The organism is Parasphingorhabdus sp., assembly GCF_036568145.1.
Lineage (GTDB): Bacteria > Pseudomonadota > Alphaproteobacteria > Sphingomonadales > Sphingomonadaceae > Parasphingorhabdus.
Window position 1 is genome coordinate 1 of record NZ_DATCTC010000011.1, and the last position, 26144, is coordinate 26144.

A 26144-nucleotide genomic window follows, 5' to 3' on the forward strand; every position below is an offset into this window, starting at 1 on the left:
GCCGGTTGGGAATGGGTGAAGCCGGACCCTTATGATGACCAGTATTACCGCGATCACATGCACGAATTGCCGCCGCTCATCCACCGTGACCGGGACAGGATGATCGACGTTCACCATACGACTTTGCCGCTTACCGCCGGACCGAGCCCTGATGCAGACGCAATGCTGGACAAAGCGATACGGCTGGATTCGGGCCTCTATGTGATGGCGCCGCCTGATATGCTGCTACACGCGGTCGCGCATCTTTTTGCGGATGGTGATCTGGCGGGGGGATTGCGAAATTTGTGGGATATTAACCGGATGGTTCGACAGTTTTCCCAAGCGCATGAAGGTTTTTGGGCAATATTGGCCGAGCGCGCCAAATTGCACCAACTGGAACCGCATCTGGCGCGCGCGTTGCGGTTGGCGGCCCGGCTATATGGCACGCCGGTTGATGTATATGGCGCGGGTCAAATGACGATGGCGGATCACCTGTATGTCCGCCGCCTGCTGGCGCGCGATGGCTGGGGGCGAGAGACGCGAAAGCTGACGCGACTGCTGTTTTACGTCCGCTCGCACTGGCTAAGAATGCCCCCGCGCATGCTAGCCCGCCATTTATGGACGAAGTGGCGCAAAGCGGGGCATTGAACTTACTTGTTCAGGCTCCGATCCGAACGAGCGCGGGAACAAGTTCGTTATAATGGTCGATAACAGCGTCGGCGCCCAATGTTTCCACCGGCTGATTCAAAAATCCAAAGCTTACGGCAACATTGGCAATACCGGCATTTTGTGCAGCTTTAATGTCGAAAATACTGTCGCCAATAAAAGCGGCAGGTGTCCGGTCCACCTCGCCGCCGCATCGCCGGATCATTTCGTCAATCGGGTCACGCTTTGGTTTACTACGCCCTTTGCCCAAAGTATCGCCGCCAATCACGGTTATAAAACGGTCGATCATACCGACCTTGGTGAGCAGCTTTACCGCGAGGCTTTCAAGTTTATTCGTGACGACGGCCAGTTTTATGCCGCGATCCTGAAGCAGGTCCATCGCCTCGGTCAAACCGTCAAAGACCGGCGAGCTAAGCCCAAGATTGGCTTCATAATGATCGATCAATACCGGCAACAGGCTTTTGACCAGATCATCACTGCCATTCTCAATGCCGTTCATGCCTCTGCCGTCCGATTGTTCCAGCGCCATTTTCAACAAATGCCCGGCGCCCATGCCGACCATTGACCTTACGGTCACATCATCCATTTGCGGTCTGCCCACACTATTAAGGGCGTGATTCAGCGATGCTGCGATTTCTTTGCTGGTGTCCAGCAATGTGCCGTCCAGATCGAAACCGATAATATCAAAATTTACATCTTCCATAAACCTCCATAGAACCGATCTTACTGGTATATGCAACCGCATCATGGCATGGGGCGCAAATTCAGCGCGTAGAACAAATAACCGGAGTTTCTTGCATGAGTGATCGCCCCTTAGCCGCCATTATATTAGCCGCGGGCCAAGGCACGCGCATGAAATCGGAAACGCACAAAGTGCTACATCCGATTGCCGGCAAGCCTATGCTGCATCACCTTCTCGATACTGTTGATTCGATTGGCGTAGAGCGAACTGTCGTTGTCGTCGGCGCGCGCCGCGAACAGATTGAGGCCAGTGTCGAGGGGCGCAAGGTCGCAATAGCTGTGCAGGAAGACCAGTTGGGCACAGGTCATGCGGTTGCCCAGGCAAAAGCCGCACTTGAGGGTTTTGCTGGTGATGTCCTGATTCTGTACGGTGATGTCCCGATGGTTAGCGCCCGGACAATGGAGAACATGATTGCCCGCCTGAATAATGGCAGCGATCCACGTGCGGTTGTGCTGGGCTTTCGTCCGGATAGTGCGGGGGCCTATGGACGTATTATCGCCGATGAACAGGGCGAAATCGAGAAAATGGTCGAGTATAAGGATGCTGATGATAAAGAACGGCGTATAACCCTTTGTAATAGTGGGCTTATGGTCGTACGCTCCACCGATTTGTTCATTCTGCTGGACCAGATCAGCAACGATAACGCTGCGGGTGAATATTATCTGCCGGATATTGTTATGTTGCCGGGCCAGAAAAGCGCCGTGATTGAAGTGGATGATCCTGCAGAGGTAGCAGGGGTCAACAGTCGCGCGGAACTGGCTGCCGTGGAAAGTGAATGGCAGCAACGCCGACGGGAAAAAGCAATGGCGGATGGCGTTAGCCTGATTGCACCAGAAACTGTTTTCTTTTCATATGATACGGACATTTCTTCCGATGTAATAATAGAACCCAATGTGATATTTGGTCCCGGCGTTACCGTTGCCAGCGGTGCCCGGATTTATGGCTTCAGCCATATTGAAGGCGCTTCGATCGGCGCCAATACGAATGTCGGCCCCTTCGCCCGGCTGCGTCCAGGTGCCGTGATGGAGGAAGGTTCGAAAGTCGGCAATTTTGTCGAGATGAAGAAAAGCACATTGGGCAAGGGCGCAAAAGCCAATCACCTGACCTATCTGGGTGATGCCGAAGTGGGTGAGGGCGCGAATATCGGCGCGGGCACGATTACCTGTAATTATGATGGCTTCTTCAAATATAAAACGGTGATCGGTAAAGGTGCGTTTATCGGCTCAAACAGCGCGTTGGTCGCGCCGGTGACGATTGGTGATGGTGCGATTGTGGCGGCAGGTGCGGCACTGACCAAAGATGTAGCAGCGGATGATCTGGCGCTGGTCAGGCCGGAACAGACGTCGAAGGCCGGTTGGGCAAAGAAATTTCGTGAAGCGATGATGAAGAAAAAAGCTGGAAAGTGATTCTCAATCTTCGCAGATCTCTCAGAAGAAGACTAAATCTCCTATAAGAAGAAAGCCCGAGACAATATGTGCGGAATTATTGGAATTGTTGGCAAGGAACCTGTTTCTGATCGTCTGGTCGACGGTCTGAAACGCATGGAATATCGTGGCTATGACAGCGCCGGTGTTTGCACGGTCTTTGAGGGCAGGTTAATTCGCCGCCGCGCAGAGGGAAAGCTCGCCAATCTGGTTGCTGTGCTGAAAAGTGATGATGCAGCCGGGAATATCGGTATTGCCCACACCCGCTGGGCCACGCACGGCGCGCCGACCACCAATAATGCACATCCCCATGCTACCGAGGAAGTGGCACTGGTCCACAATGGTATTATCGAGAATTTCAAATCCCTGCGCGAGGAATTGACGGCGCGGGGGCACAAATTCGAAAGCGAAACCGATACAGAGGTGGTCGCGCATCTCATCAGCGAACAGGTCGAAAGCGGCAAGTCACCGCAAGATGCGGTCAAAGCCGTTCTGCCTTTACTGCGCGGCGCTTTTGCTCTGGCCATCGCATTTCGCTCGCAGCCAGATTTGCTGGTTGGTGCTCGGTTAGGGTCGCCATTGGTTGTCGGCTATGGCGAGGGGGAAACTTATCTAGGTTCCGATGCCTTGGCATTGGCACCCTTGACCCAGAAGATCGCTTATCTGGAAGAAGGCGACTGGGTAGTTATTACCCGTGAGGGTGCTGCAATTTTTGACAAGGATAACAATCCTGTAGAGCGGGAAGTTACGACATCGGGTGTATCCGCTGCGACCATTGAAAAGGGCAATTATCGCCATTTCATGCAGAAGGAAATTTTTGAGCAACCCACCGTGGTCGCGCAAACTTTGCAAAGCTATTTGCGCCCGCTGGAGCAGCAAGTGGCGCTGCCGCAAATGGATTTTGATTTACGCGATATAAAACGCATCACCATTGTCGCCTGCGGGACCAGCTATTATGCCGGGATGGTTGCGAAGTACTGGTTTGAAAGCTTTGCTCGTGTCCCAGTTGATCTAGATTTCGCATCGGAATTCCGTTACCGTGATCCGGTGTTTGAACCAGGCGGGCTGGCTTTGTTTATCTCCCAGTCGGGTGAAACTGCCGATACATTGGCCGCGCTGCGCCATTCCAAGGAAAACGGTCAGAAAATCGCGGTTGTGGTGAACGTGCCGACCAGCTCAATGGCCCGCGAAGCCGATCTGTTGCTGCCAACCCATGCCGGACCGGAAATTGGCGTGGCCTCGACCAAGGCATTTTCGTGCCAGCTTGCTGTGTTGGCTGCATTGGCTGCGCATCTAGCTGTGGTTAAAGGCAAAATGACGCGCGATGAGGAACGTCAGGTGGTGAAGCATCTGACGGAAGCCCCCGCCGCGCTTAACGCGGCCTTGGACCATGATGAGAATATTGCCGACATGGCGCATTTAATCGTACCGGCCCGCGATGTTCTGTATCTGGGCCGCGGGCCGGATTATCCGCTGGCTCTCGAAGGTGCGCTTAAGCTGAAGGAAATCAGCTATATCCATGCCGAAGGTTATGCGTCCGGAGAAATGAAGCACGGACCCATAGCCTTGATTGACGAGGATGTACCCGTGATTGTGCTGGCGCCCTCAGGCCCGTTGTTTGAAAAAACAGTATCGAATATGCAAGAGGTCCGCGCGCGCGGTGGTAAAGTGGTCCTGATTTCCGATGCCGAAGGGCTTGCAGAAGCCGGTGAGGGGTGCATGGCGACGATTGAAATGCCAAAAGTCCACCCGCTGATCGCGCCGCTGGTTTATGCGGTGCCGGTGCAGTTGCTGGCCTATCATGTGGCGGTTGCCAAAGGTACGGATGTGGACCAACCTCGCAATCTGGCAAAATCGGTAACAGTGGAGTGAAATATGTCGAGCAATTCTCCTTATGTCACGGTCGAAACGGCAAAGGGTAAGTTTCAGCAAACGGTCCGCGTCGGCAAGCATGTCTTCATTGCCGACGAGCCGCAGTCTGTCGGCGGAGAGGATAGCGGGCCTTCGCCTTATGACCTACTGCTTGCGGCGCTGGGCAGTTGCACATCAATGACGATGAAGATGTATGCGGACCGCAAGGGTATCCCGCTGGAAGGCGTCCATGTGGAACTGGAGCATAGCCACGATCATGTAGAAGATTGCCTCACCTGCAACAGCAAGGACAGCAGGATTGATGTTATTGACCGCGCCATCACGCTCAAGGGTGATCTGACAGATGAACAGCGCGCAAAGCTGCTGGAAATCGCTGAAAAATGCCCTGTGCACCGCACGCTGGAAAACCGTATCGACATTCATACGACGCAAGTCCGCCCATGACGAATGTTAAAGGGGGGTGTCATTGCGGTGCTGTCCGTTTTGAGGCGAGCGTTGAGGCAAGTCCGCAGCTTCTCGACTGCAATTGCTCGATCTGCGCGCGCACAGGTTTCCTGCATCTGATCGCAGAGCACCAGCATTTTACCTTGTTGAAAGGGGAGGATGCCTTGACCAGCTACAAATTTGGCAGCGGGCAAGCGGATCATTTGTTCTGCAAGCATTGCGGCGTGAAAAGTTTCTATCAGCCGCGATCCCACCCGGATTGCTGGAGTATCAATTATAATTGTCTGGATCAGGATCACGGGGTGCAACCCACGATAGTCAAATTTGACGGACAGAATTGGGAAGAGGCCAAAGCGGCCCTTAACGGGACGAAATGATACGGACTGATACTCCTGATTGACGAGAGAAGGTGACGAGGCGTATAGGCCACAATGCAAGAGAAGGGCGGTCAATCGGGCCGCCTTTTCTGTTTGGTATAATACAAGATGAAGGAAATAAAGATGACGATTACACCGCTCATGCCCGTATATCCCCGGTGTGGTTTTCGTCCTGTCCGAGGCGAAGGCGCTTGGCTGATTTCCGAAGATGGCCGCCGCGCACTTGATTTTGCCAGCGGCATTGCTGTGAACATTCTGGGCCACGGGCATCCGCACCTGACCAAAGCGATCCAGGATCAGGCCGCAACATTGATGCATGTGTCGAACCTGTATGGCAGCCCTCAAGGCGAAAAATTTGCACAAAGGCTGGTCGATACGACCTTTGCCGATACGGTATTCTTTACAAATAGCGGTGCGGAGGCGGTCGAATGTGCGATGAAGACGGCTCGCGCCTATCACCAGTCACAAGGCAGTGAACGGTATGAAATCATCACGTTTAAAAACGCGTTTCACGGCCGCACGATGGCGACCATTTCCGCTTCCAATCAAGAGAAAATGCACAAGGGCTTTGCCCCGCTTCTTGATGGCTTCAAATATGTAGACTTTGATGATCTCGAAGGAGCGAAAGCGGCGATTGGTCCTCAGACCGCCGGTTTCCTTGTCGAGCCTATTCAGGGTGAAGGCGGCGTCCGTCCGGCATCCGAAGCGTTTATGAAGGGTCTGCGCGCTTTGGCGGATGAGCATGACTTGATGTTGATACTCGACGAAGTGCAATGCGGCGTAGCACGGACCGGCGCGCTTTATGCTTATGAGCTTTACGGCATAACGCCCGATATCATGGCGAGCGCAAAGGGTATGGGCGGCGGCTTCCCGCTGGGCGCTTGTCTCGCAACCGAAAAGGCCGCACGCGGTATGGTTGCGGGTACGCATGGCTCAACCTATGGCGGCAACCCATTGGCTATGGCCGCGGGTAATGCGGTCTGGGATGTGGTCGCGAATGATGAATTTCTGGAACATGTGCGTGATATTAGTGGAAAACTGCGTTCTGCAATCGAACAGTTTATCGGCAATTATCCGAATCTGTTCACCGGCATACGCGGTCACGGCTTGATGCTGGGCATCACAATGACAGAAGAGACACGCTCTTTTGTGGCGCATTTGCGTGATAATCATGGATTGCTGACGGTTGCGGCGGGGGACAACACCTTGCGGGTTTTGCCGCCGCTTAACATTGATGAAGGCCATATCGCGAAATTTATTGAAAAACTGTCGGCTGGTGCAGCCGATTATCAGGGAACGGAATCATGACCCGGCACTTTTTGAACCTTGGCGATGCAGGCGGCGATGCTCTTGCCGCAATGTTGAACGATGCCATGGAGCGCAAGGAAGCGCGCAAAGGCTGGCCCAAGGGCAAAGTCGATGCAGATGCGCCGCTGAGTGACCATGTTCTGGCAATGATTTTTGAAAAAAGCAGCACCAGAACGCGTGTGTCATTCGATATGGCAATTCGCCAACTGGGTGGAACCAGTCTGGTCATGGAAAGTGGTTCCATGCAACTGGGGCGCGGCGAGACTGTTTCGGATACTGCAAAAGTCCTTTCGCGCATGTGTGACGCGATTATGATCCGGACCGATCATCATGACAAAATCGAGGAACTGGCCAACAATGCCACCGTTCCCGTCATCAATGGCCTTACTGATTTGTCACATCCGTGCCAGATCGTCGCGGACCTGCTGACGCTGATCGAGCATGGTAAAGCGCTTCCCGGATTGGAAGTTGCATGGCTGGGCGACGGTAATAATGTTCTGAACAGCATAGTTGAAGCCGCCGGACTGATGAAATTTAATGTCCGCATCGGCTGCCCTGAAGGTTATGATTGTGACCAGAACTTTATCACAGCAGCTCAAGAATCAGGTGCCAATATCACTATTCACCGCGATGCGATGGAAGCGGCCGCTGACGCGGATGTGATTGTCGCTGATACCTGGGTGTCAATGGGGCAGGCGCATGCTGATGAAAAGATTGACGCAATGATGCCGTTCCAGGTCAATGATGTCATCATGGAGAAGGCGAAATCCGACGCCGTGTTCCTGCACTGCCTTCCCGCCCATCGCGGGGAAGAGGTCATGCCTTCTGTCATAGACGGGCCGCAGTCGCTGGTATGGGATGAAGCGGAAAACCGTATCCATGCTCAAAAATCAGTTCTGCGCTGGGCGTTTGGTCAAATCTGATGGCTGGAATTCCTGACGCACCGACCCTGATCGACAGGAACCTGTCTTTCTCTATCCCGGCAAAGCATTGCCGTGGAAGGGCGGTGCGTCTTGGCCCTGTGCTTGATGAAATACTGGCGGCGCATAATTACCCGCCGCAAATAAAGGCATTGTTGGCAGAGGCAATGTGTCTGACCGCTTTGTTAGGCGCATTGCTGAAAGAGGAAAAAGCGCAACTGACTTTGCAGGCGCAGACCGAAAGCGGTGTCATCAGCTTGCTCGTCTGTGATTATAAAGACGGTGACATGCGTGGTTATGTGCAGTTTGATGCCGAACGACTGGTAAGGGAACCTCTGCAGCCCAGCCTGATGGCTTTATTCGGCAAGGGCTATCTGGCGATTACCTTTGACCATCCTCTACCGCGCGGCCGCTCGCAGGGTATTGTTCCGCTGGAGGGAGAGAATCTGGCGGAAGCCGTGCAAAATTATTTCATGCAATCGGAACAGATCCCGACGTTGGTGCGAGTGGCCATTGATGTGGAAAGCGACCAAACCATTGTAGGCGGATTACTGGTGCAGCATCTACCCGACGGTGAAGAGGGCAAAGAACGCCTGCATGTTCGCATGAACCACCCGGAATGGGAACATGTCGCGGTTATGGGCGGCAGCGTTCAGGCGACTGAACTGGTAGATCCCCGGCTCCCAATGGAAGATCTGCTTTGGCGCCTGTTTAGCGAGAGCGACGAAGTGAGAGTTATGAGCGGTAAATCGTTGGTTAAGGGTTGCCGCTGTAATGAAAACCATATCCGGGACGTAATCGCGCGATTCCCGAAAGAAGATAAAGAGGATATGGTTGGTGAGGATGGAACAATCTCAATAGATTGTGCATTTTGTAGTAAGAAATTCACTATTTCGAGTGCAAGCCTGAATAATTAGGGCATTTCGATAATAGTCGGTTTCGGACCTGATTTGTCCAAAATATACAATCAATCGCCGCATTTGAGCGCGATATTGGCCACAATCTTTTTCTATAAAAGTCGTAAAGGTCTGCAATGGAACTAAGATTTAGTTGTTCCGTTGACGATAGGTAACAAATAAGGAAACAAGAAATGAAGGGCATCACACTGATGAAGATGATCAGCGCCTGCAGTGCTGCATTTCTGGCATTTTCTTTTCCAGCGACCGCTCAGTCGCCTGAATTGGAGTTGTTGAACGGACTACAGAAGGGCGAATGGACGCTAAAACAGCGTGGCTCGGAAATTAGCAAGAAAATCTGTCTCGGCAATCCGGCTATTTTACTGCAAATCCAGCACAGCCAGTCATCTTGTTCGCGCTATGTGATACAGGATACGCCCAAGAGCGTTCGGGTCAGTTATAAGTGTGGGCCCGCCGATCATGGCGTGACGACAATCAAGCGTGAGGCCAGCAACCTGGTCCAGATCCAGTCGCAGGGTATTAAGGGTAACGCACCTTTCTCTCTTAATTTCGAAGGACGTAGAACGGCTGGCTGCTAAGGCGGACATCTGCTGGCAAGCGTTAATGAAATATTTATCATCTTTCTGCTAGAGGGAGATCATCATGTTTCGACATGATTTCTTCCTTTCGGGTTTGAACTAGAAACCCCCTTGGGCCGCGTTCCGTTGGAATGGCGGCCCGATTTTTGGGTATCTGCCAGAATGCTTGATTATCGCGGCGAAGAGGATTAGCGGGGCGGGCATGTCTCAGAATAAGAAAAAAGCCATTGTGCTGCTCTCTGGCGGCCTCGACTCCATGGTAGCTGCCGCGATTGCACGGGAGCAGGGCTATGATATTGTCGCCTTGACCATCGACTATAACCAGCGCCATAAAATCGAGCTTAAGTCTGCTATCCGGATTGCGGAAAAGCTAGAGGTTAGTGAACATATCATTTTGCCGCTGGATCTAAGCCGATTTGGTGGTTCGGCTTTGACAGACGATATTGATGTTCCAAAATCCGGCGCTCAACCAGGTGCTGGAAACGAAATCCCTGTGACCTATGTTCCGGCACGCAACCTGATTTTCCTGTCGCTGACCCTGGGTTTGGCAGAGGCTCGTGACGCCAGGGATATTTTTATCGGTGTCAACGCGCTGGATTATTCCGGCTATCCCGATTGCCGCCCCGAATTTATCGAGGGCTTTGAAAGATTGGCCGATCTTGCAACGAAAGCGGGGGATCAGGGCAGCGGCTTTACGATTCAAACGCCGCTGCAATATATGACCAAAGCGGATATTGCTAAAGAGGCGCAGCGTCTGGATATTGACCCGGCGCTTAGCTGGACTTGCTATGATCCGGCAGAAGGTGATTTGCATTGCGGGCTTTGTGAAAGCTGCCGTCTGCGTAAAAAAGGTTTTGAAGAAGCGGGAATAGCCGATCCCACGGGATATGCGGTCACAGGATGAGTTACGCCGTCAAAGAAATGTTCCTGACGTTACAGGGGGAGGGTGTGCAGGCCGGACGCCGCGCTGTGTTTGCGCGCTTTGCCGGATGCAACCTCTGGTCTGGCGTTGAAAGAGATCGCCCTTCCGCCATTTGCCAGTTTTGCGATACCGATTTTGTCGGAATGGACGGCGATGGCGGCGGACGGTTTCAGGATGCGGCGGCCTTTGCGGACGCGGTTGCCGCAAAATGGGGAGCGGGTGAAGACGCCCGGTTTGTAGTGCTTACGGGCGGTGAGCCGATGTTGCAGGTGGATGATGCGCTGATCGATGCGCTTCATGATGCCGGGTTTGAGATTGCAATCGAATCCAACGGGACCATGGCTGTACCGCGTTCAATAGACTGGATTTGCATCAGCCCGAAAGCGGGCAGCGAAACGGTACAGCGATCCGGTGACGAACTGAAACTGGTCTGGCCGCAAACGGGCAGCGACTGGGAAGAGATGCAGGATTGGGACTTTGCCAATCACCTGTTGCAGCCCATGGATGCACGTTTGGATCAGGCCGCGAATGACGCTAATCTGGAACAGGCAATTGCTTTTGTCCAAGCTCATCCCAAATGGCGTTTATCCTTGCAAACACACAAGATTCTGGGGCTGGCTTAACCTTCATTCTTCCGTTTCGGCTGTGTCTTCGGACTGGCTATCTGATCCTTCATACGATTCGTCCGTGCTGGCTTCATTCGCATCCTCTGTATCGGTGCTTGAGCCTGTGGAGCTTTTGTCTTCAAGCAGATCGTCAGTTGATTGCTCGGCATCCACATTGACCATGTCGTCGCTGATAGTGCCGTCAAGAACGTCAACTTCATCCATGCGGGTTTCAGTCACGGTGTCACCTTCCGGGCCATCCGTATCGCCGGAACAGGCAGCGATGGACAAAAAGGCAATCGCCATGGCGGAGGTTTTGATGAATAGTTTCATGATTGTTCCTAGTCCAGTTTCACCATTATCATAGAAGCTTACGCTGCTTTTTCAATCGCCGCCAGGAAATCGGGTGCGGTTCGTTTGAGCGCGGCGTCAAAATCTTCCATTGTTGCATCGACGCCCAGTTGTTTCAGGCTGGTCACTGGATATTCGCTGATCCCGCACGGGATAATGCCGCCAAAATGGTTGAGATCGGGATCAATATTCACCGAAAACCCGTGCATAGTCACCCATTTGCGGATGCGGATACCGATAGCGCCGATTTTCGCTTCCTCACCCTTAGGCGTGTCGCACCAGATGCCGACCCTTCCATCCACAGCCCGGCCTTTGATACCGAATTCGTCAAGCGCCCTGATGACCCAGTCTTCCAGCGCATGAACAAAGTTCCGCACATCCGCTTGCCGTGTTTTCAGGTTCAGCATGATATAGCCGACCCGTTGCCCCGGTCCATGATAAGTGTGACGCCCGCCGCGTCCCGTTTCGTAAACCGGAAACTCGTGGCTGAGCAATTCTGCGGGGTCAGAGCTTGTTCCGGCGGTATAGAGTGGCGGATGTTCCAAAAGCCAGATGAGTTCGGGGGCCGTGCCGCTATATATGGCGGCATTGCGCTGCTCCATTTCGGTCAAGGCATCCGGATAGGCAATTTTTGTGTCGCTTATGCGCCACTCGATATTGGACAAGCTGTTCATATATTTTCCGTGCACAATTGCCGCGCCGGTGGCAAGAGTGCGGTCGATGAAGTTCAAACCTGAAGGTTATGCCCATGAAGCTCAATTATATGCAATGCTGGAACGGCGCGATGGCGATTCTCCGCAATCATAAAGAAGCGATTCTGGCCGTAGCAGGTGTTTTTCTGTTCTTGCCTACATTGCTGATTGCCCAGTTTGTCGGACAGCCTGCTTTGGAAGGGCTGACAGATTTGAATGACATTGCCGCAGCTTACTCGGCATATTTTAATGAAAATGCGTTGGCGATCCTCTTGTCAAATCTGCTGATGAGCTATGGCGGATTTGTAATCTTTCTGACAATCGCTCCTTCGCACAGCGGCACAGTTGCAGATGATTTGGGTAAAGGCTTGCGGCTTTTCCTTATATTTCTGGTAGCAAATATCTTGACCGGCTTTGTGACGGGGCTGGGCCTTTTGCTGTTCATCTTACCCGGCATCTATGTTGCATGCCGTCTGGTTCTGGCACCGATCATCATCGCCGACCAGAATGAGCGCAATCCGCTGGAGGCTTTAAAGAAAAGCTGGGCCCATACAAAGGGCAACGGCTTTGCTATCCTGTTCCTGATACTGATAATCGCGATTGTCGGCTCGATAGCGGTTAGTGTGTTCGAAATGATTATCGGTCTGATCATCGGCCTCACTACAGGTGGACAGGGCTGGGCACTTATTGAAAACTTCGTGGCAGCCATTGGTGGCACGGCCCTACAGATTGTGTTCGCGATCATTATCGCGTCAATCTATGTCCAGCTGACCGGCAAACGTACGGATGTTGAACAGATTTTTAGCTGAGCTATTTAGAGGTCGGCCTGGTTGCTAAGGGGCTTAATGACCGGAATATGCGGTCCTGCCTCTATCGGCAGGAGGCCAGTGAGACGGGGGTCGGCATCTATCTCAACCTCCCGTTTATAGGCTATAAAGCCCGAGCGCCTGTAGAACGCCAGTGCGCGCGGCGAATCGTGTGTACAAGTGTGTAGCCAAACCCGTTTAATGCCATCCCGCCATGCAAGGTTCAGCGCTTCGGACATCATCGTGCCGCCAAGACCTTTGCCATTCACTTCCGGGATCAGGCCGAAATAGCATATCTCGCATTGCTCCGGCTGGCTGAAGTCCAGTTCCACTAGACCGATGTCTTTTCCACCGCTCTGCGCTTTGAAAATCTCCAATTGCGGGTTGTGAATTGTCGATTGAAGCTCTTCATCACTCAGCGATAGCCTTCCAAACCACAGCCATTTATCGCCAATTTCCCGGAAATAAGACTTATACTCCGCCAGATCAGGACGTGGCCATGCTGATAAATGCACATCCGGTTGATGTCCCGAAGGCGCAGGCTTTTGCGTCATCTCAAAATAAGTAACGACGACTGCAAGATTGCCTTCAGGGACTTCAATCCTTGTCACTATAATATCAGTCCCACTTTACCTCGGGCGGAAGGCTCATCAATATCGCATCGACATTGCCACCAGTTTTCAAGCCAAATGTGGTGCCGCGGTCATAGACAAGATTAAACTCGGCATAACGGCCACGCCAGATAAGCTGTTGCTCTTTTTCTTCGGCAGTAAAGGGCAATCCCATCCGGCGGCGCACAAGTTTAGGAAAAATATCGAGGAAGGCGCGTCCAACATCCTGCGTAAATGCAAAATGCCTTGCGAAATCATCGTCTGATTCCAGCTCCAGATGGTCATAAAAAATGCCGCCGACGCCGCGATGTACTTGCCGGTGGGGGATATAGAAATAATCGTCTGCCCATTTTTTATATTTCGGATAATATTCCGGATCATGCGGATCACAGGCTTGTTTCATCCGCGCATGAAAGTCATTTGTGTCTTCTTCATAAGGGATTGGCGGGTTAAGGTCAGCCCCGCCGCCAAACCAGCGCTTGGTCGTGCATAGAAACCGGGTATTCATATGGACAGCCGGAACATGCGGGTTAGCCATATGGGCTACCAGACTGATCCCGGTGGCAAAGAAATGCGGATTTTCGGACGCTCCGTGGATGGATTTGGCAAATTCCTCGCTAAATGCACCATCGACGGTCGAGATATTGACGCCCGCTTTTTCAAATACCTTCCCTTTGATAAGCCCGCGCACACCGCCGCCGCCTGGGCCGGCATCCGAACTGTCATCAGCCTGCTCACGGTCCCACGGCAGATATTCAAACCGCGCATCGCTACCCGCTTCGGCTTCGATTGCTTCAAATTCCGCACATATATTATCCCGCAATGTCGCAAACCATGTCTGCGCCTGTAATTGCTGCTCATCCAAAGGTTTGTCATTTTTTGGAACCGGTCCACGAAATTCTGTGGCTTGTGAAGGGGAGGGAGATGCCGTCATGTTGAAAATTGTCCTGTTTGTTTTAATGCTTCGCCAAGCGCCATGCCCGCCGAAACGGCAAGGTTCAATGAGCGCATGCCATTTTTCATCTTTATAGTGATTCGTTCATCGGCGCGTTGATTGACGTCAAAAGGCACGCCAGAACTTTCCGACCCGAATAACAGAATATCATCCGGCTGAAATGTGAAATCGTGATAGCCCGTTTGCGCTTTGCTGGAAAGCAGGACGATCCTTGCCGATAGTGAATCAACATATGACAAAAATGTGTCCCAATCGGCATGCCGAGTGAAATCGACATGATCGAAATAGTCCATTCCTGCGCGTTTTAAGCTACGATCGCTAAAGGGAAAACCGCATGGTTCGATGATATCAACCGCGACATCTAGACACGCGCATGTCCTTAGAATCGTTCCTAAATTTCCGGCAATGTCGGGTTGATACAGGGCTACTCTCATGATGTGTCCAGCATGGAGTTGTTTATAATGTTGGGTCAATCAAAAATTGACTGTTGGCAAATGATAGTCTTCGCGGCTATCAGGCGCGCAAATCACTGTCAGTTGAGACTATTGAGCGTTTGTCTTCGATCTGGCAGTCAGGGATACTAACAAACGTAAGGGCATGTTTGCATGGCTAGTATTGATACCGCGGTGGAACCCAGTGATTCGGCCGTTTCGGAACCTGAAATCGGCGGTGTGCGTCGCCGGGATTTCATCAATGTTGCAGCAGTGAGTTTTGCGGGGGTCGGCGTTGTCGCTACCGTTTTTCCACTGGTGAATCAGATGAATCCCAGCGCGGATGTTCTGGCACTATCGTCAATTGAGGTTGATATATCGGCAATTGAATCGGGGCAGGCGATCAAGACCAGCTGGCGCAAGCAGCCGATTTTTATCCGCAACCTGACAGAAGCTGAAATTACAGCGGCGAACAGTGTTGATACATCGAGTCTGCGTGACCCGCAAACATTGGCCGAGCGGACCGTGCCGGGCAAAGAAAACTGGCTGATTACATTGGGCGTTTGCACGCACTTGGGTTGTGTGCCGCTTGGTGCAGCGCAAGGTGAGATCAAAGGCGAATTTGGTGGCTATTTCTGCCCATGCCATGGTTCTCACTATGATACGGCTGGGCGGACCCGCAAAGGACCGGCACCAACCAATCTGGAAGTTCCGGAATATAGTTTTCTATCAGATACCGTCGTTAAAATCGGCTAGGGGCACGAAAAATGAGTTTTCCTTGGGCAAAGCAATATAAACCTACGACCGAATTCGGTCAGTGGATTGATGAAAGACTGCCAGTTGGCCGGTTGGTTTATAACAGTCTTGGCGCTGGCTATCCTACGCCGCGCAACCTTAACTATATGTGGAACTTCGGTTCTGTCGCCGGATTTTTTCTGGTCGTCCAGATCGTAACCGGCATCATATTGGCGATGCACTATGCCGCCAATGCTGCCATCGCGTTTGATTCTGTCGAGCATATCATGCGCGACGTAAACAGTGGCTGGATGATCCGTTATGCTCACGCCAACGGCGCGAGCTTCTTCTTCATTGCTATTTACCTGCATATCGGCCGCGGTCTTTATTACGGCTCTTATAAAGCACCGCGTGAGATGGTCTGGTTGCTCGGCGTTGTGATCTACCTGCTTGCGATGGCAACAGCCTTCATGGGCTATGTGCTTCCCTGGGGACAAATGAGCTTCTGGGGCGCGAAAGTGATTACAGGCCTGTTCGAGGCAATTCCTTTGGTCGGCAAGCCGATACAGGAACTGCTTCTCGGCGGGTTTGCACCGGATAATGCTGCGTTGAACCGTTTCTTCTCGCTCCACTATTTGCTGCCATTCGTGATTGCCGGTGTTATCATTATGCACATCTGGGCATTGCATATTCCTGGATCAGGCAACCCAACCGGCGTAGACGTAAAAGGCGAACAGGATACTATTCCGTTCCATCCTTTCTATACGGCTAAAGACGGCTGGTTCCTTGGCCTTGCTTTGATTTTCTTCACGGCGATGATGTTCTTCCTGCCGAATGCTTTGGGTCATGCGGACAATTACATCCCCGCCAACCCGCTTTCGACACCGGCGCATATCGTTCCTGAATGGTATTTCTGGCCCTGGTATGCAATTCTGCGTGCCTTCACCTTTGACTTCCTGTTCATTCCAGCGAAGTTGCTCGGTGTCTTGGCTATGTTCTCTGCAATCCTGGTCTGGTTCTTCCTGCCATGGCTCGACAAATCACCAGTGCGGTCGGGTGACTATCGGCCGAAGTTCAAAAAGTTCTTCTTGTTCGGCCTGATTCCTTGCATTGGCGTTCTTGGTTATTGCGGCGGTGCACCTGCAGAAGAGCCATTCGTGATGTTGAGTCAGCTTGCCAGCGCATATTATTTTGCGCACTTCCTGATCATTTTGCCGCTGCTCTCTCGTATCGAGAAGCCTGAGCCGCTGCCAAATTCGATCACCGAAGCGGTGACCGGTAAACCACTAAAACAAGCCAGCTAAGAAACAGGGATCTGGGTAATGGTAAGATTTTTCGGAATATTGATCGGTTTGTTCTTTGCTGGAATGCTGGTCTATTCATTTGGACGTGGTGCGGTGGATTATTTTTCCAACCCGCCAGTAAAGGCTGTGGAGACTCAATTCCATGAGGAACCAAAAGACGTTTCCTTCACAAGTGATGGTCCTTTTGGCAAGTTTGATAACCAGCAGCTTCAACGCGGTTTCCAGGTTTACAAAGAAGTTTGTGCAGCCTGTCACTCCATTCGTCTGGTAGCGTTCCGTAGCCTTGCCGACCTTGGCTATAACGAAGATGAAGTGAAGGCGATTGCCGCGAACTGGCCCATTGAAACGCCGGACATTGATCCTGCGACCGGTGAAGCCTCTACGCGTCCATCTGTTCCAGCGGACAAGTTTCCGAAGCCTTTCGCAAATGATGTTGCGGCTGCTGCGGCTAACAACAATGCCATTCCGCCTGATCTTTCACTGATGACCAAAGCACGTGAAGGCGGCGCTCCTTATATCTATTCGCTGCTTACCGGTTATACTGACCCGCCAGCGAATTTGCCGGAAGCCAATCGCCCCGGTCCAGGTCTGCATTACAACCCGTATTTCGCAAACCTGAACCTTGCGATGGCGCCGCCAATCACGGGTGATGATCAGGTGACTTATTCTGACGGGACAAAGGCGACCGTATCGCAGATGGCACAGGATGTTACGGCATTCCTGATCTGGACGGCAGAACCATCGCTGATCAAGCAGAAACAAACTGGCTGGGCAGTGATTGCCTTCCTGATACTGGCCACTATCCTAGGTTTCTTGGCTTACAAGTCAGTCTGGGCTGACCTGAAAGCACAGAAGAAGAAAAAAGAAGCTTAAACAGCGTCACAACAAGACATTCAAAAGGCCCGCCATCCGGTGGGCCTTTTTTTGTTGGTCGGCTATTGAATAGAGATTGAACTTGGTTTGAAAGAAAACCGGACCACTGATTTCTGGGAGGTGCCTTTAATATTTCTTAGTAAAAAGCCGTTAAGTATAATCTCGGCGCACCGCAAAAAGGTACATAGGGAGCAAATGGCGCGCATGACAGGATCGCACTTATGGTTAGGCTGGTTAAGAATATAGATATCGAGGACGACCAACCCGTTCTTCGTGAGCCGCGAATACGCAAGCTGGTCAAGGTAGAGTTGCTTACGGCTTCCTCCGGTCCATATGACGCCATGATCCGTAACATTTCTACTTTCGGTGTTCGGGCCACCGCGCCGGTTAAGTTACAGGTTGGCCAGACCATAAAGCTCAAAAAACCCGGGTTCGGTTCAATTTCCGGAAATGTACGCTGGGTAGACGGTCGCGAGTTTGGCATGCAGTTCGATCAGGCTATTGATGTCGATCTTTTTAATTTCGGTGATCGCAATCGCTCAGGCCATTTCATAAAGAAAATCGACAGTGGCCATGTATGGCGCGGCTTTGATGTAGTGAAATGCAGCAAACGGCCAGGTTTCCGCACAAGATAGGCTTAGCTACTTAAAACCCCATGAACCGCTTTCTTCCATCCGGTCAGACGGGCTTCACGCTGCGAGGCCTCAATCTTTGGTTGATAGGTTTCAAATCCCCTGATCATTACAGATGCGTCTTGCAACGATCCATAAATCCCACAACCGACCGCCGCCAGCATCGCTGCACCGAGCGCGGTTGTTTCAATAAATTCGGGCCGTTCGACGGGAATGTCCAGTATATTGGCCAGATCTTGCACCATCCAGTCATTCGCAACCATACCGCCGTCGATACGCAGGCTTTGCCAATCGGTTCCGTCGGCAGAAAATGCGGATTTCAGATCGTGGCACTGATAAGCAACTGCTTCAAGGGCGGCGCGCACGATATGTGCCTTGGTCGTTGAAAAACTGAGCCCTGAGATGGCCGCGGTCCTATCCGCTTTCCAATATGGTGCACCCAGACCGGACAGGGCAGGGACCAGATAGACCCCGCCATTATCGTCGACTGACCGGGCCAGCTTTTCGCTTTCGCCTGCAAAGGTAATCAGGCCGATATTGTCGCGGAGCCATTGCATTAAACTGCCTGCCACAAATACGGATCCCTCCAACGCATATGTGCGTTTGCCGTCCAGTTGATACAGCACAGTGGAAATCAGGCGGTGTTCTGACCTCGGCGGTTTTTCACCGCTATTGGTGAGGATGAACGCACCGGTGCCAAAGGTCGCTTTGGTTTGTCCTTGGCTAAGGCAGGCTTGACCGATTGTAGCGGCTTGTTGATCTCCCGCAGAACCGCTTATCATTATCTGTGTGCCGAAAAGCCGTGTCGATGTCTTGCCCAATTCCCCGGCACAGTCGACAATGGCGGGTAATGCCTTGCGCGGGATATCAAATAAAGCCAGCAGCTCGTCATCCCAATCCTTGCCATCCAATGTCATTAACATTGTACGACTGGCATTGCTGGCATCAGTGATATGAAGGCCGCCGGTCAGTCGATAGATGAGATAGGATTCTATTGTCCCGAACGCCAAATTATCGCCAGCCGCTGCCACTTCCGGGCGGTTTTTCAGTATCCATCCAATTTTACTTCCGGAAAAATAGGGATCGAGCACCAGCCCCGTTTTGGTCTGGATCATCGGTTCCAGCCCCTTGGCTATTAATGCATCGCACATATCGGCTGTGCGGCGATCCTGCCAGACAATCGCCTTGCATAGCGGTTCGCCTGAACGCTTGTCCCACGCCACAATGGTTTCGCGTTGGTTGGTGATGCCAATAGCGGCTATTTTTTCCGCTCCGCCCGCTTTGGTAATCATCCTTTGGCAGCAGAGCAGAGTCTTTGTCCAAATTTCTGCGGCATCATGCTCGACCAGACCGGTAGCGGGATAATATTGCTGCAAATCCTCCTGCTGCGATCCGCGCATATTACCATCAATATCAAAAAGTATCGCGCGCGTCGAAGTTGTACCTTCGTCAATCACCAAAACCTGTTGCGCCGCCATATAGTTCCGCTCCCTTGTGACCGCTCAAGCTAAGTTGTCGCCTTGAAAAGGCAAGAGAAAGCAGATGGCAATAATGACTGGTACGAACAGAATAACCCCCGGCGCCAGTATAGGGACTGCAAGCGCCGGGGGTCCAAAGTCCGTTAAGCGGGACCAGATACCTAACGGAACATAAGTTAACGGATCAGGCTAAGCACTCCTTGCTGCGACTGGTTGGCCTGGGCGAGCATGGCGGTGGATGCCTGGCTCAGGATCTGTGCCTTGGCGAGAGCCGTTGTTTCTCCCGAAAAATCGACATCTTCAATGCGGGACCGTGATTCCGTCATATTCGTCACCCGGCCAGTCAGATTGGAAATTGTCGCCTGTAAGCGGTTCTGCGATGCACCAAGTGATGCTTGTGCTGTGGTCACCGTATCCATTGCTGCTGTCAATGCGGTCAGTGCTGCGTTCGCACCTGCTTCGGTGCTTATGTCAAGCGCATCAACAGCCAAGGTTGCGGCAGTCACATCGGTCAGTGTGATTGCTACGACTTCGCCAGCCGATGAACCGGTCTGGATATTGACGGTTGCGGCACTGCCATCCAGCAGGGAAACATTATTAAAGTCAGTGCGTGTTGCAACATCACCAATTTGCAGGATCAGGGCCGCAACTTCGGTTTGAAGATTAACGCGATCACCGGCATCAAGTGTACCGTTGGCAGACTGAACAGACAACTCACGCATGCGTTGCAGCATGTTGTTAATTTCTTTCATGCCGCTTTCTGCGGTTTGAGCCAAAGAGATACCGTCATTCGCATTTCGGATCGCCATATTCAGGCCGCGGACTTCTGCGGTCATGCGCGTGGCGATGGCAAGGCCGGCGGCATCATCGCTGGCATTGTTGATACGGCGTCCGGTAGATAGCCGTTCAATGGACCGCGCAAGGCTCATTTCAGCACTATTGGCCGCACTGTTGGTGCGCATCGCTGCAACATTCGTTCCGATAATCGTCATGTAAATTTCCTTTCAAATGCAGATGGGTCGCCAAACAAATCCTCAGCGGCCGCAACCACAAAAACGGAAAGGGAGCAGATTGATTTAGCGGATAGTGTTCAGCGCCAATAAAATGGCGGCGTGTCACCATATTGGCGCTGAAGAAGTCAGAAAATTGGCTTCCCCCGCTGCAATGAGGTATAACAAACTGAAAAATAGAGGAATTATAAAAAGGAAGAAACTGGCATAGCACTTGCGAACAAATGACTGAACCGCGCTCCATTGTATCGGGAGCGGCTATTTGGACAAGCATTTGGGGAAGATGATGAGCGAATCTTTAGTGACCAACACACGGTTGGAATTGGCAAGAGAGCCAATGTCATGAACGCCATCAGTTCACAGTTCATGGTGATACGTCAGGATATCATCGCGCAGAATGATGTTCTGAAAAAAGCCGCATCTGCTTCTCTGGCCCCGGGTGCAGATATTTCCCGGCCGCCTTTTAGCGCCGCCATGGCCTCTGCGATTGGTGATGTCAGCAAATTGCAAGACGCTGCCGGTGACATTGCCCGTGATTATACGATGGGCAAGACCAACAATATTGCCGGTGTGATGATGGCCAAGCAAAAGGCGTCGCTTGGTTTCGAATTGACGCTTCAGGTCCGCAACAAGCTGATCAAAGCGTATCAAGACATCATGACAATGCCGGTGTGATATGAACGAGCTTAGTCTTACCGCCGATGATCAGGTTATTGAAACAGCGCGCAACCTGACACCGGCTGATCCCATGAATGGTTTTGCCTCCAATATGCCCTGGCGTGAGCGTTTGCGTGCCTTCGCGGCGCAACCCGCGATTATGCGTGCGTTTCCCTTGCTTGGGCTCTTGGCTGTTGTCGTGGTCGCCGGTACTTTATGGCTGGCCTTGAGGGAACCGCCGCAGCGAGATCTGTTCAGAGGCCTTCCGGAAACAGACAAGGCGGCCGTTGCAGAAGCGTTGAGGCAGTCGGATATTCTCTTCAATTTTAACGACACGACCGGTGCGCTGACCGTGGCGGAAAATGATTATCATCAGGCCAAGTTATCACTTGCTGCACAGGGTTTGCCGCGATCAGCTCCGGATGGAGACAGCCTGATATCGGCCATGCCCATGGGGGCGAGCCGGGCTGTGGAAAACGAGAAACTTCGCAGCGCCCGCGAACTGGATCTGGCGCGCACCATAGAGGTAATGGACAATATCGCTTCGGCCCGCGTTCATTTAGCCGTTGAACCGCCAAGCATATTTGTCCGCGACAGGTCAGAGCCTTCCGCCTCGGTGATGCTGGATCTTGTCGGTGGCAATCGACTTAGTGAAGCACAGGTGCAGTCTATAATCTATCTTGTTGCCAGCTCTGTTCCGGGACTTTCCTCCGACGCCGTAAGCATAGTCGATCAAAATGGCCGGTTAATGTCGCGCCAAGGTGTGGCGGGGGCATCCGCTCAGGCGGAACGGCATTTGATGGTGCAGTCGCAGGTTGAGGATCGCTATCGCCGGACGATCATGTCGCTGCTGACTCCCATGATTGGTGCGGATAATTTTACGGCGGAAGTCACGGCGGAAATGGATTTTTCGGAAAACCAGGCCACCCGCGAAACTTTTCCTAAAGAGGGCGCAAGGGTTCAGTCCGAGCAAGGTAGCTGGTCCAATGAACCCGGCGAGAAGGCAAGCTATGGTATTCCCGGAGCATTGGCCAACAGGCCGCCCGAAGATCCTCAACTGACCGATGATTTTGCAGGTGATGACGCTCAGAAGGATGAAGAGGAATCCAATCGCACATCGGAAAAATTTGCCCGCCAGTTTGCATTGGGACGCGAAATATCTGTGACAAAACAGGCTGCGGGTTCTCTCAGCCGCTTGTCCGTAGCAGTCGCCTTGCGCTCTCCGGTTGGGAACAAACAACGCTCCGCAGAAGAATTGGCGGCTGTGGAGGCTCTGGTAAAGGGAGCAATCGGTTTTCAGGCGCAGCGCGGGGATGTCGTTGCGATAGAGGCCCGTTCTTTCCTGCCGGTGGACGAGGTCACGGAAAACTGGTGGGAAGCCAGTTGGATTTCGATCCTGGTGCGCAATATCTCGGCATTATTGGTGGCTCTTGTCCTGGTCTTTGGCATAGGCCGCCCGTTGCTGAAAAAATTTCGGCCGGAAAAACCAGGACTGACCAACTCATTATCCGATATGCTACCCGGCTCTGGTCGATTGGAGCTGGCATCCGGCATCAGCGAACCTCATGGCGACGAGTCTTTAGGACAGCCGCTGACAAAACCTGTCAGACCAGTATCTCTGGACATGATCAGCTCGGCAGATGGCTATTCGGAACGCGCCGCACTCATCCAGAATTTTGTACGCCAAAATCCCGATCATGCGGCCCTGACCGTGCAGGATTTGCTAGCCAAAGGGAAGTCGGAAGAGGGAACAGTCAATGGCTGATCCTATGACCAAAGTCTCGGATGAAAGTAATATAATGCCAGTGACTGCGGACGAGCAGGGACAGCATTTGTCCGGTCGTCAGACAGCAGCAATTTTGTTGATGATTTTCGGAGAGGACGAAGCCGCTGATATTCTGTCACGCCTGTTACCCACAGAGGTACAGGAACTGGGCGAGGCAATGTTCGAGACCTGCAATGTGAGTGAGGAGGAAGTCAATCTGGTCTTTGACAGCTTCGTTGAACAGGCACGCAGCCGCACCACTATCGGTTATCGTGCGGACAAACAGATCCAGGGGATGTTCGATAAGGCATTGGGCAGCAGCCGGGCAGCCAATATGTTGTCGCGCATCCGGCCTCAACAGAACCATGCCGAACTACACCAGCTAAAGTGGATGACGGCAGAAGAAATTGCCGAGATGATAGCCGATGAACATCCGCAGATGATGGCTGTGGTCTTGTCTTTCCTTGAACCGGAAGTTGCAGGTGCTGTGCTACAGAAACTGGATGCCGCCATTCAGGATGATGTTGTCTTTCGTGTTGCAACCATGGGTGTGATCAGCGTCAATGCTGTAGCGGACATCAAGTCTCTATTGTCACGCCAAGTCCAGAAACCCGGCGTGGCAATCGGCTCCAGAGCAGGAAGCGCCAGTGATGCCGCCGCGATCATGAACAATGTCGGAAAACCGGCGGAACAGCGGATCATCAAAGCGCTACTTAAACGCGACAAGGAAATGGCGCGGGCGATTGAAGAAGAGATGCTCGTCTTTACCGATTTGATCGGGCTTGAGGAAAAAAGTCTGGGCACGCTTCTTCGAGCCATCGAAAATCCGGTGCTGCTGCTGGCGATCAAAGGGGCAGAGCCTGAACTCGCGCAAAAGATGTTCAAATGCATGTCAAAGCGGGCTGCCCAATCCATCCAGGATGAGCTTGGGGAGATGGCTCCGGTTTCTAAAGACGATGTCATCATGGCCCAGAAACAGATTGTCGCTCTGGCCAAGCTCTTGGCTGAGGAAGGCACGATCATATTGGGAGGGCAGAGCGATGACTTTGTATAATCATGCATCCTCTGATGGCTTTAGACCTATGCAAGATCCGGACGACCGCTTCGTGGCTAGTTATTGGCAAGTGGAAGAATCCGCTTTCCGTCCGGCATTTGATCTGAAGACGCGCCAGCCAAAGGATGGAGGCCAAAACAATAATGGGAGTGAGACTGATAATATTGGGGAGGAGGAAGAGGAAAAGCTTGCTGCCGACCTACTGGCTCAGAAAACTGCTGATGCTTATGCACAGGGCTATCTGAGTGGACAGCAAGCAATTACCGCCCAGCTAGATGAAATCAAAGAGCGGCGAGATGACTTGGCAGCAGCAATTAATCGCCTGAAACCAGCTGATGAGGGCAAACTTGCCAAACTGCTTTGGGAAGCGGTCCTGTCGCTGCTCCGGCAGGCGGTAGGTCACGCGGAAATTGACAGGCTGTGGTTGCAAGAGCGATGCGAAGCGGCGCTGGGATCAATTGATGACAGGATGGGCGAGGCTTGTCTGTATGTTGCGCCGGGGGATGTCATCTTATTGCAGGAATATGATTGCGGTGTCCCGGTTGTGGCAGACGCCGAATTGCTGCCGGGATCTGTCAGATTGGCTTATCTATCGGGGCAAATCACATACGGTTCGTTATCCATTGTGCAAGAACTTGAAAGCCGGGCAGGAGTGGCTGGCGGTGCCTCATGCTAAATCTGGATTACGACCGGCTTTCCAGGCTGCTGCTGGAAAGCGGCGCGATTATACCCGCGCCTGTCAAATGGGGGAAGGTGAAGACTTGCTCCGCCGGTTTGCTACACGTCAGCGGCTTTGATTATCCCATCGGTTCCGGCGCTATGATCCTGTCCGAAGATGGCCGGGAGATCGGTGCCGAGGTGGTTGGCTTTGATGGGTTGATGACAACCCTTGCCCCGTTTGATGAACATGCGGCTATCCGCGTCGATGCTTTGGTAAAGCCGGTTGCGAATGCTGCACAGATTGACGTTGGCTCTAATCTGGTGGGTCGGATTATCGACCCGCTTGGTCGACCGCTGGATGACATGGAGGCGATAGTGGCCGAAGCGCGGTGGCCGCTGATGGGCCGGAAATCCAACATCCTTAATCGCGGAAGAATCACTAGGCAGCTGGATGTAGGTATCCGGTCTATCAACGCGCTCTTGCCGTTTGGGCAAGGCCAGCGTGTTGTGCTTGTCGCGGGGTCCGGCGTCGGAAAAACAATGCTTATGCGGCAACTCAGCTTCGCGGCGCAGGCCGATGTGGTCGTGGTCGGTTTAATCGGAGAGCGCGCCCGTGAAGTTAGCGATTTTATTGCTGCAAGCCGGAATAGCGCGATTGCGGAGAAAACTGTCACGATTGCCGTACCAGCCGATCACAGCCCGATTTTGCGGATAAAAGCTGCCCAGCGCGCGGCCGCGGTTGCCGAATATTTCCGGGGGCAGGGCAAAAGCGTATTGTTGATGATCGATAGCCTTACCCGCGTGGCCCATGCGCAGCGTGAAATCGGCCTGGCTGCGGGAGAGCCTCCCACCATGAAAGGTTATCCGCCCAGTGCCATTTCATTGATACCCCGGCTGTTGGAACGCGCGGGCGGCGATAATGAAACCGGTGGTTCGATCACTGCGATTTACACTGTATTGGCCGACGGTGACGATCTTGACGATCCGATAGTCGATGCAGCCCGCGCCATTGCGGACGGGCATATCGTGCTGTCACGGGAATTGGCGGAGCAGGGCGTTTTCCCCGCCATTGATATCGGCAAGTCAATCAGCCGCGTCGCACAGGATATTATCGGAACGGAACATGCCGCTGCCTTGCAAAACTTTCGCTCTTCTTGGAGCCGCTACGCGGAAAACCGCGACCTGATTACGATGGGTGCTTATCGGGCAGGAAGCGATGAACTACTCGACCAGGCGATTGCAAGGCGACCCGACCAACTGGCATTTCTGAAACAATCGATTGATGAGAAGGTCAGTCTTTCCCGCTCCGTTCAATATCTTGTTCAGGAGTTTGGCGAATGAACCAGTCTGTCCGGTCCAAGAAGCGCATATTGACC

29 protein-coding genes are annotated in these 26144 nt (G+C 52.7%); 21 read left to right on the forward strand and 8 right to left on the reverse strand.

Features of this window, described 5'->3' with window-relative positions; genetic code table 11:
* The coding region (locus VIN76_RS02325) for a nucleotidyltransferase family protein (RefSeq protein ID WP_332040206.1) at positions 1-627 on the forward strand (627 nt) is incomplete at its 5' end.
* 10 nt (positions 628-637) lie between these two features.
* Here VIN76_RS02325 and VIN76_RS02330 read toward each other — a convergent pair.
* Positions 638-1348, reverse strand: coding sequence for an HAD-IA family hydrolase (locus VIN76_RS02330; RefSeq protein WP_332040207.1), 711 nt, complete (start codon positions 1346-1348; stop codon positions 638-640).
* Between the two features lie 95 nt (positions 1349-1443).
* Between VIN76_RS02330 and glmU the strand changes: the two genes are divergently transcribed.
* From glmU to queE, 10 genes are all read left to right on the forward strand, one after another.
* Entirely contained in the window at positions 1444-2793 is a 1350-nt protein-coding gene (glmU, locus tag VIN76_RS02335) for a bifunctional UDP-N-acetylglucosamine diphosphorylase/glucosamine-1-phosphate N-acetyltransferase GlmU (RefSeq protein ID WP_332040208.1), read from the forward strand.
* A gap of 66 nt (positions 2794-2859) precedes the next feature.
* Complete coding sequence (gene glmS, locus VIN76_RS02340) at positions 2860-4683, forward strand: glutamine--fructose-6-phosphate transaminase (isomerizing) (protein ID WP_332040209.1); 1824 nt, start codon at positions 2860-2862, stop codon at positions 4681-4683.
* Between the two features lie 3 nt (positions 4684-4686).
* Positions 4687-5127 carry an OsmC family protein gene (locus tag VIN76_RS02345; RefSeq protein ID WP_332040210.1) on the forward strand — a complete coding sequence of 147 codons (441 nt, stop codon included), beginning with the start codon at positions 4687-4689 and terminating at the stop codon, positions 5125-5127.
* Complete coding sequence (locus tag VIN76_RS02350) at positions 5124-5504, forward strand: GFA family protein (protein WP_332040211.1); 381 nt, start codon at positions 5124-5126, stop codon at positions 5502-5504. Before VIN76_RS02345 ends, VIN76_RS02350 begins: the two co-directional genes overlap by 4 nt.
* A gap of 123 nt (positions 5505-5627) precedes the next feature.
* Positions 5628-6812, forward strand: a complete 1185-nt coding sequence (locus VIN76_RS02355) for an aspartate aminotransferase family protein (RefSeq protein ID WP_332040212.1) — start codon at positions 5628-5630, stop codon at positions 6810-6812.
* Positions 6809-7735, forward strand: a complete 927-nt coding sequence (gene argF, locus VIN76_RS02360; protein ID WP_332040213.1) for an ornithine carbamoyltransferase — start codon at positions 6809-6811, stop codon at positions 7733-7735. The genes VIN76_RS02355 and argF overlap by 4 nt, the downstream gene beginning before the upstream one ends.
* On the forward strand, positions 7735-8649 hold the full coding sequence (locus tag VIN76_RS02365; RefSeq protein WP_332040214.1) for an Hsp33 family molecular chaperone HslO: 915 nt from the start codon (positions 7735-7737) through the stop codon (positions 8647-8649). The genes argF and VIN76_RS02365 overlap by 1 nt, the downstream gene beginning before the upstream one ends.
* 173 nt (positions 8650-8822) lie before the next feature.
* Entirely contained in the window at positions 8823-9227 is a 405-nt protein-coding gene (locus VIN76_RS02370) for a hypothetical protein (protein WP_332040215.1), read from the forward strand.
* Positions 9228-9429: 202 nt separating this feature from the next.
* Positions 9430-10131: a 7-cyano-7-deazaguanine synthase QueC gene (queC, locus tag VIN76_RS02375; protein WP_332040216.1), complete on the forward strand. Its 702-nt coding sequence runs from the start codon at positions 9430-9432 to the stop codon at positions 10129-10131.
* On the forward strand, positions 10128-10772 hold the full coding sequence (queE, locus tag VIN76_RS02380; protein WP_332040217.1) for a 7-carboxy-7-deazaguanine synthase: 645 nt from the start codon (positions 10128-10130) through the stop codon (positions 10770-10772). Before queC ends, queE begins: the two co-directional genes overlap by 4 nt.
* Before the next feature lie 3 nt (positions 10773-10775).
* Here the strand turns inward: queE and VIN76_RS02385 are convergent, their stop codons facing one another.
* Complete coding sequence (locus VIN76_RS02385) at positions 10776-11087, reverse strand: hypothetical protein (RefSeq protein ID WP_332040218.1); 312 nt, start codon at positions 11085-11087, stop codon at positions 10776-10778.
* Between the two features lie 38 nt (positions 11088-11125).
* Positions 11126-11779: a lipoyl(octanoyl) transferase LipB gene (lipB, locus tag VIN76_RS02390; RefSeq protein ID WP_332040219.1), complete on the reverse strand. Its 654-nt coding sequence runs from the start codon at positions 11777-11779 to the stop codon at positions 11126-11128.
* 74 nt (positions 11780-11853) lie between these two features.
* On the opposite strand from lipB, the gene VIN76_RS02395 reads away from it, so the two are divergent.
* Entirely contained in the window at positions 11854-12606 is a 753-nt protein-coding gene (locus VIN76_RS02395) for a glycerophosphoryl diester phosphodiesterase membrane domain-containing protein (protein ID WP_332040220.1), read from the forward strand.
* Positions 12607-12611: 5 nt separating this feature from the next.
* Here VIN76_RS02395 and VIN76_RS02400 read toward each other — a convergent pair whose 3' ends face one another.
* Genes VIN76_RS02400 through VIN76_RS02410 form a run of 3 tightly spaced genes read right to left on the reverse strand, consistent with a single transcriptional unit; the run spans position 12612 to position 14603 of the window.
* Positions 12612-13214 carry a GNAT family N-acetyltransferase gene (locus tag VIN76_RS02400; protein WP_332040221.1) on the reverse strand — a complete coding sequence of 201 codons (603 nt, stop codon included), beginning with the start codon at positions 13212-13214 and terminating at the stop codon, positions 12612-12614.
* A gap of 7 nt (positions 13215-13221) precedes the next feature.
* Positions 13222-14148: an oxygen-dependent coproporphyrinogen oxidase gene (gene hemF, locus VIN76_RS02405; protein WP_332040222.1), complete on the reverse strand. Its 927-nt coding sequence runs from the start codon at positions 14146-14148 to the stop codon at positions 13222-13224.
* Entirely contained in the window at positions 14145-14603 is a 459-nt protein-coding gene (locus tag VIN76_RS02410; protein WP_332040233.1) for a tRNA (cytidine(34)-2'-O)-methyltransferase, read from the reverse strand. Before VIN76_RS02410 ends, hemF begins: the two co-directional genes overlap by 4 nt.
* A gap of 171 nt (positions 14604-14774) precedes the next feature.
* Here VIN76_RS02410 and petA point away from each other — a divergent pair, with 171 nt between their 5' ends.
* The 4 genes from petA to VIN76_RS02430 all read left to right on the forward strand — a co-directional run bounded on the left by petA (position 14775) and on the right by VIN76_RS02430 (position 18147).
* Positions 14775-15356 (forward strand): ubiquinol-cytochrome c reductase iron-sulfur subunit, encoded by a 582-nt coding sequence (petA, locus tag VIN76_RS02415; RefSeq protein WP_332040223.1) that lies wholly within the window; start codon positions 14775-14777, stop codon positions 15354-15356.
* A gap of 11 nt (positions 15357-15367) precedes the next feature.
* Positions 15368-16639 (forward strand): cytochrome b/b6, encoded by a 1272-nt coding sequence (locus tag VIN76_RS02420; RefSeq protein WP_332040224.1) that lies wholly within the window; start codon positions 15368-15370, stop codon positions 16637-16639.
* Between the two features lie 18 nt (positions 16640-16657).
* A complete protein-coding gene (locus tag VIN76_RS02425) occupies positions 16658-17512 on the forward strand; it encodes a cytochrome c1 (RefSeq protein ID WP_332040225.1) in 855 nt (284 codons plus the stop codon).
* 221 nt (positions 17513-17733) lie between these two features.
* Positions 17734-18147 carry a PilZ domain-containing protein gene (locus tag VIN76_RS02430; RefSeq protein ID WP_332040226.1) on the forward strand — a complete coding sequence of 138 codons (414 nt, stop codon included), beginning with the start codon at positions 17734-17736 and terminating at the stop codon, positions 18145-18147.
* A 2-nt stretch (positions 18148-18149) separates the two neighbouring features.
* On the opposite strand, the gene glpK is transcribed toward VIN76_RS02430, so the two are convergent.
* Together glpK and VIN76_RS02440 are read right to left on the reverse strand one after the other, a co-directional pair.
* The gene (gene glpK / locus VIN76_RS02435) at positions 18150-19622 is read right to left on the reverse strand and encodes a glycerol kinase GlpK (protein WP_332040227.1); all 1473 of its coding nucleotides are present in this window, start codon (positions 19620-19622) and stop codon (positions 18150-18152) included.
* Positions 19623-19798: 176 nt separating this feature from the next.
* Positions 19799-20614: a flagellin gene (locus VIN76_RS02440; protein WP_332040228.1), complete on the reverse strand. Its 816-nt coding sequence runs from the start codon at positions 20612-20614 to the stop codon at positions 19799-19801.
* A 360-nt stretch (positions 20615-20974) separates the two neighbouring features.
* Between VIN76_RS02440 and fliE the strand changes: the two genes are divergently transcribed.
* Genes fliE through VIN76_RS02465 form a run of 5 tightly spaced genes read left to right on the forward strand, consistent with a single transcriptional unit; the run spans position 20975 to position 26109 of the window.
* A complete protein-coding gene (fliE, locus tag VIN76_RS02445; RefSeq protein WP_332040229.1) occupies positions 20975-21307 on the forward strand; it encodes a flagellar hook-basal body complex protein FliE in 333 nt (110 codons plus the stop codon).
* Between the two features lies 1 nt (position 21308).
* Positions 21309-23054, forward strand: coding sequence for a flagellar basal-body MS-ring/collar protein FliF (gene fliF / locus VIN76_RS02450; protein ID WP_332040230.1), 1746 nt, complete (start codon positions 21309-21311; stop codon positions 23052-23054).
* Positions 23055-23088: 34 nt separating this feature from the next.
* Entirely contained in the window at positions 23089-24108 is a 1020-nt protein-coding gene (fliG, locus tag VIN76_RS02455) for a flagellar motor switch protein FliG (protein WP_332040234.1), read from the forward strand.
* A gap of 28 nt (positions 24109-24136) precedes the next feature.
* A complete protein-coding gene (locus tag VIN76_RS02460) occupies positions 24137-24784 on the forward strand; it encodes a hypothetical protein (protein WP_332040231.1) in 648 nt (215 codons plus the stop codon).
* Complete coding sequence (locus VIN76_RS02465; RefSeq protein ID WP_332040232.1) at positions 24778-26109, forward strand: FliI/YscN family ATPase; 1332 nt, start codon at positions 24778-24780, stop codon at positions 26107-26109. Before VIN76_RS02460 ends, VIN76_RS02465 begins: the two co-directional genes overlap by 7 nt.
* The last annotated feature ends 35 nt before the right edge of the window (positions 26110-26144 follow it).

What these genes read in the sequence shown, in the direction of transcription:
- VIN76_RS02425 (WP_332040225.1), top strand. Translation starts at nt 16,658, where the DNA reads ATGGTAAGATTTTTCGGAATATTGATCGGTTTGTTCTTTGCTGGAATG.
- VIN76_RS02410 (WP_332040233.1), bottom strand. Translation starts at nt 14,603, where the DNA reads ATGAGAGTAGCCCTGTATCAACCCGACATTGCCGGAAATTTAGGAACG.
- queE (WP_332040217.1), top strand. Translation starts at nt 10,128, where the DNA reads ATGAGTTACGCCGTCAAAGAAATGTTCCTGACGTTACAGGGGGAGGGT.
- fliG (WP_332040234.1), top strand. Translation starts at nt 23,089, where the DNA reads ATGCCAGTGACTGCGGACGAGCAGGGACAGCATTTGTCCGGTCGTCAG.
- VIN76_RS02385 (WP_332040218.1), bottom strand. Translation starts at nt 11,087, where the DNA reads ATGAAACTATTCATCAAAACCTCCGCCATGGCGATTGCCTTTTTGTCC.
- VIN76_RS02345 (WP_332040210.1), top strand. Translation starts at nt 4,687, where the DNA reads ATGTCGAGCAATTCTCCTTATGTCACGGTCGAAACGGCAAAGGGTAAG.
- VIN76_RS02350 (WP_332040211.1), top strand. Translation starts at nt 5,124, where the DNA reads ATGACGAATGTTAAAGGGGGGTGTCATTGCGGTGCTGTCCGTTTTGAG.
- fliE (WP_332040229.1), top strand. Translation starts at nt 20,975, where the DNA reads ATGAACGCCATCAGTTCACAGTTCATGGTGATACGTCAGGATATCATC.
- argF (WP_332040213.1), top strand. Translation starts at nt 6,809, where the DNA reads ATGACCCGGCACTTTTTGAACCTTGGCGATGCAGGCGGCGATGCTCTT.
- glmS (WP_332040209.1), top strand. Translation starts at nt 2,860, where the DNA reads ATGTGCGGAATTATTGGAATTGTTGGCAAGGAACCTGTTTCTGATCGT.
- VIN76_RS02365 (WP_332040214.1), top strand. Translation starts at nt 7,735, where the DNA reads ATGGCTGGAATTCCTGACGCACCGACCCTGATCGACAGGAACCTGTCT.
- VIN76_RS02355 (WP_332040212.1), top strand. Translation starts at nt 5,628, where the DNA reads ATGACGATTACACCGCTCATGCCCGTATATCCCCGGTGTGGTTTTCGT.
- VIN76_RS02430 (WP_332040226.1), top strand. Translation starts at nt 17,734, where the DNA reads ATGGTTAGGCTGGTTAAGAATATAGATATCGAGGACGACCAACCCGTT.
- queC (WP_332040216.1), top strand. Translation starts at nt 9,430, where the DNA reads ATGTCTCAGAATAAGAAAAAAGCCATTGTGCTGCTCTCTGGCGGCCTC.
- VIN76_RS02420 (WP_332040224.1), top strand. Translation starts at nt 15,368, where the DNA reads ATGAGTTTTCCTTGGGCAAAGCAATATAAACCTACGACCGAATTCGGT.
- VIN76_RS02440 (WP_332040228.1), bottom strand. Translation starts at nt 20,614, where the DNA reads ATGACGATTATCGGAACGAATGTTGCAGCGATGCGCACCAACAGTGCG.
- VIN76_RS02395 (WP_332040220.1), top strand. Translation starts at nt 11,854, where the DNA reads ATGAAGCTCAATTATATGCAATGCTGGAACGGCGCGATGGCGATTCTC.
- VIN76_RS02465 (WP_332040232.1), top strand. Translation starts at nt 24,778, where the DNA reads ATGCTAAATCTGGATTACGACCGGCTTTCCAGGCTGCTGCTGGAAAGC.
- VIN76_RS02370 (WP_332040215.1), top strand. Translation starts at nt 8,823, where the DNA reads ATGAAGGGCATCACACTGATGAAGATGATCAGCGCCTGCAGTGCTGCA.
- lipB (WP_332040219.1), bottom strand. Translation starts at nt 11,779, where the DNA reads ATGAACAGCTTGTCCAATATCGAGTGGCGCATAAGCGACACAAAAATT.
- glmU (WP_332040208.1), top strand. Translation starts at nt 1,444, where the DNA reads ATGAGTGATCGCCCCTTAGCCGCCATTATATTAGCCGCGGGCCAAGGC.
- VIN76_RS02460 (WP_332040231.1), top strand. Translation starts at nt 24,137, where the DNA reads ATGCAAGATCCGGACGACCGCTTCGTGGCTAGTTATTGGCAAGTGGAA.
- glpK (WP_332040227.1), bottom strand. Translation starts at nt 19,622, where the DNA reads ATGGCGGCGCAACAGGTTTTGGTGATTGACGAAGGTACAACTTCGACG.
- petA (WP_332040223.1), top strand. Translation starts at nt 14,775, where the DNA reads ATGGCTAGTATTGATACCGCGGTGGAACCCAGTGATTCGGCCGTTTCG.
- VIN76_RS02330 (WP_332040207.1), bottom strand. Translation starts at nt 1,348, where the DNA reads ATGGAAGATGTAAATTTTGATATTATCGGTTTCGATCTGGACGGCACA.
- hemF (WP_332040222.1), bottom strand. Translation starts at nt 14,148, where the DNA reads ATGACGGCATCTCCCTCCCCTTCACAAGCCACAGAATTTCGTGGACCG.
- fliF (WP_332040230.1), top strand. Translation starts at nt 21,309, where the DNA reads ATGAACGAGCTTAGTCTTACCGCCGATGATCAGGTTATTGAAACAGCG.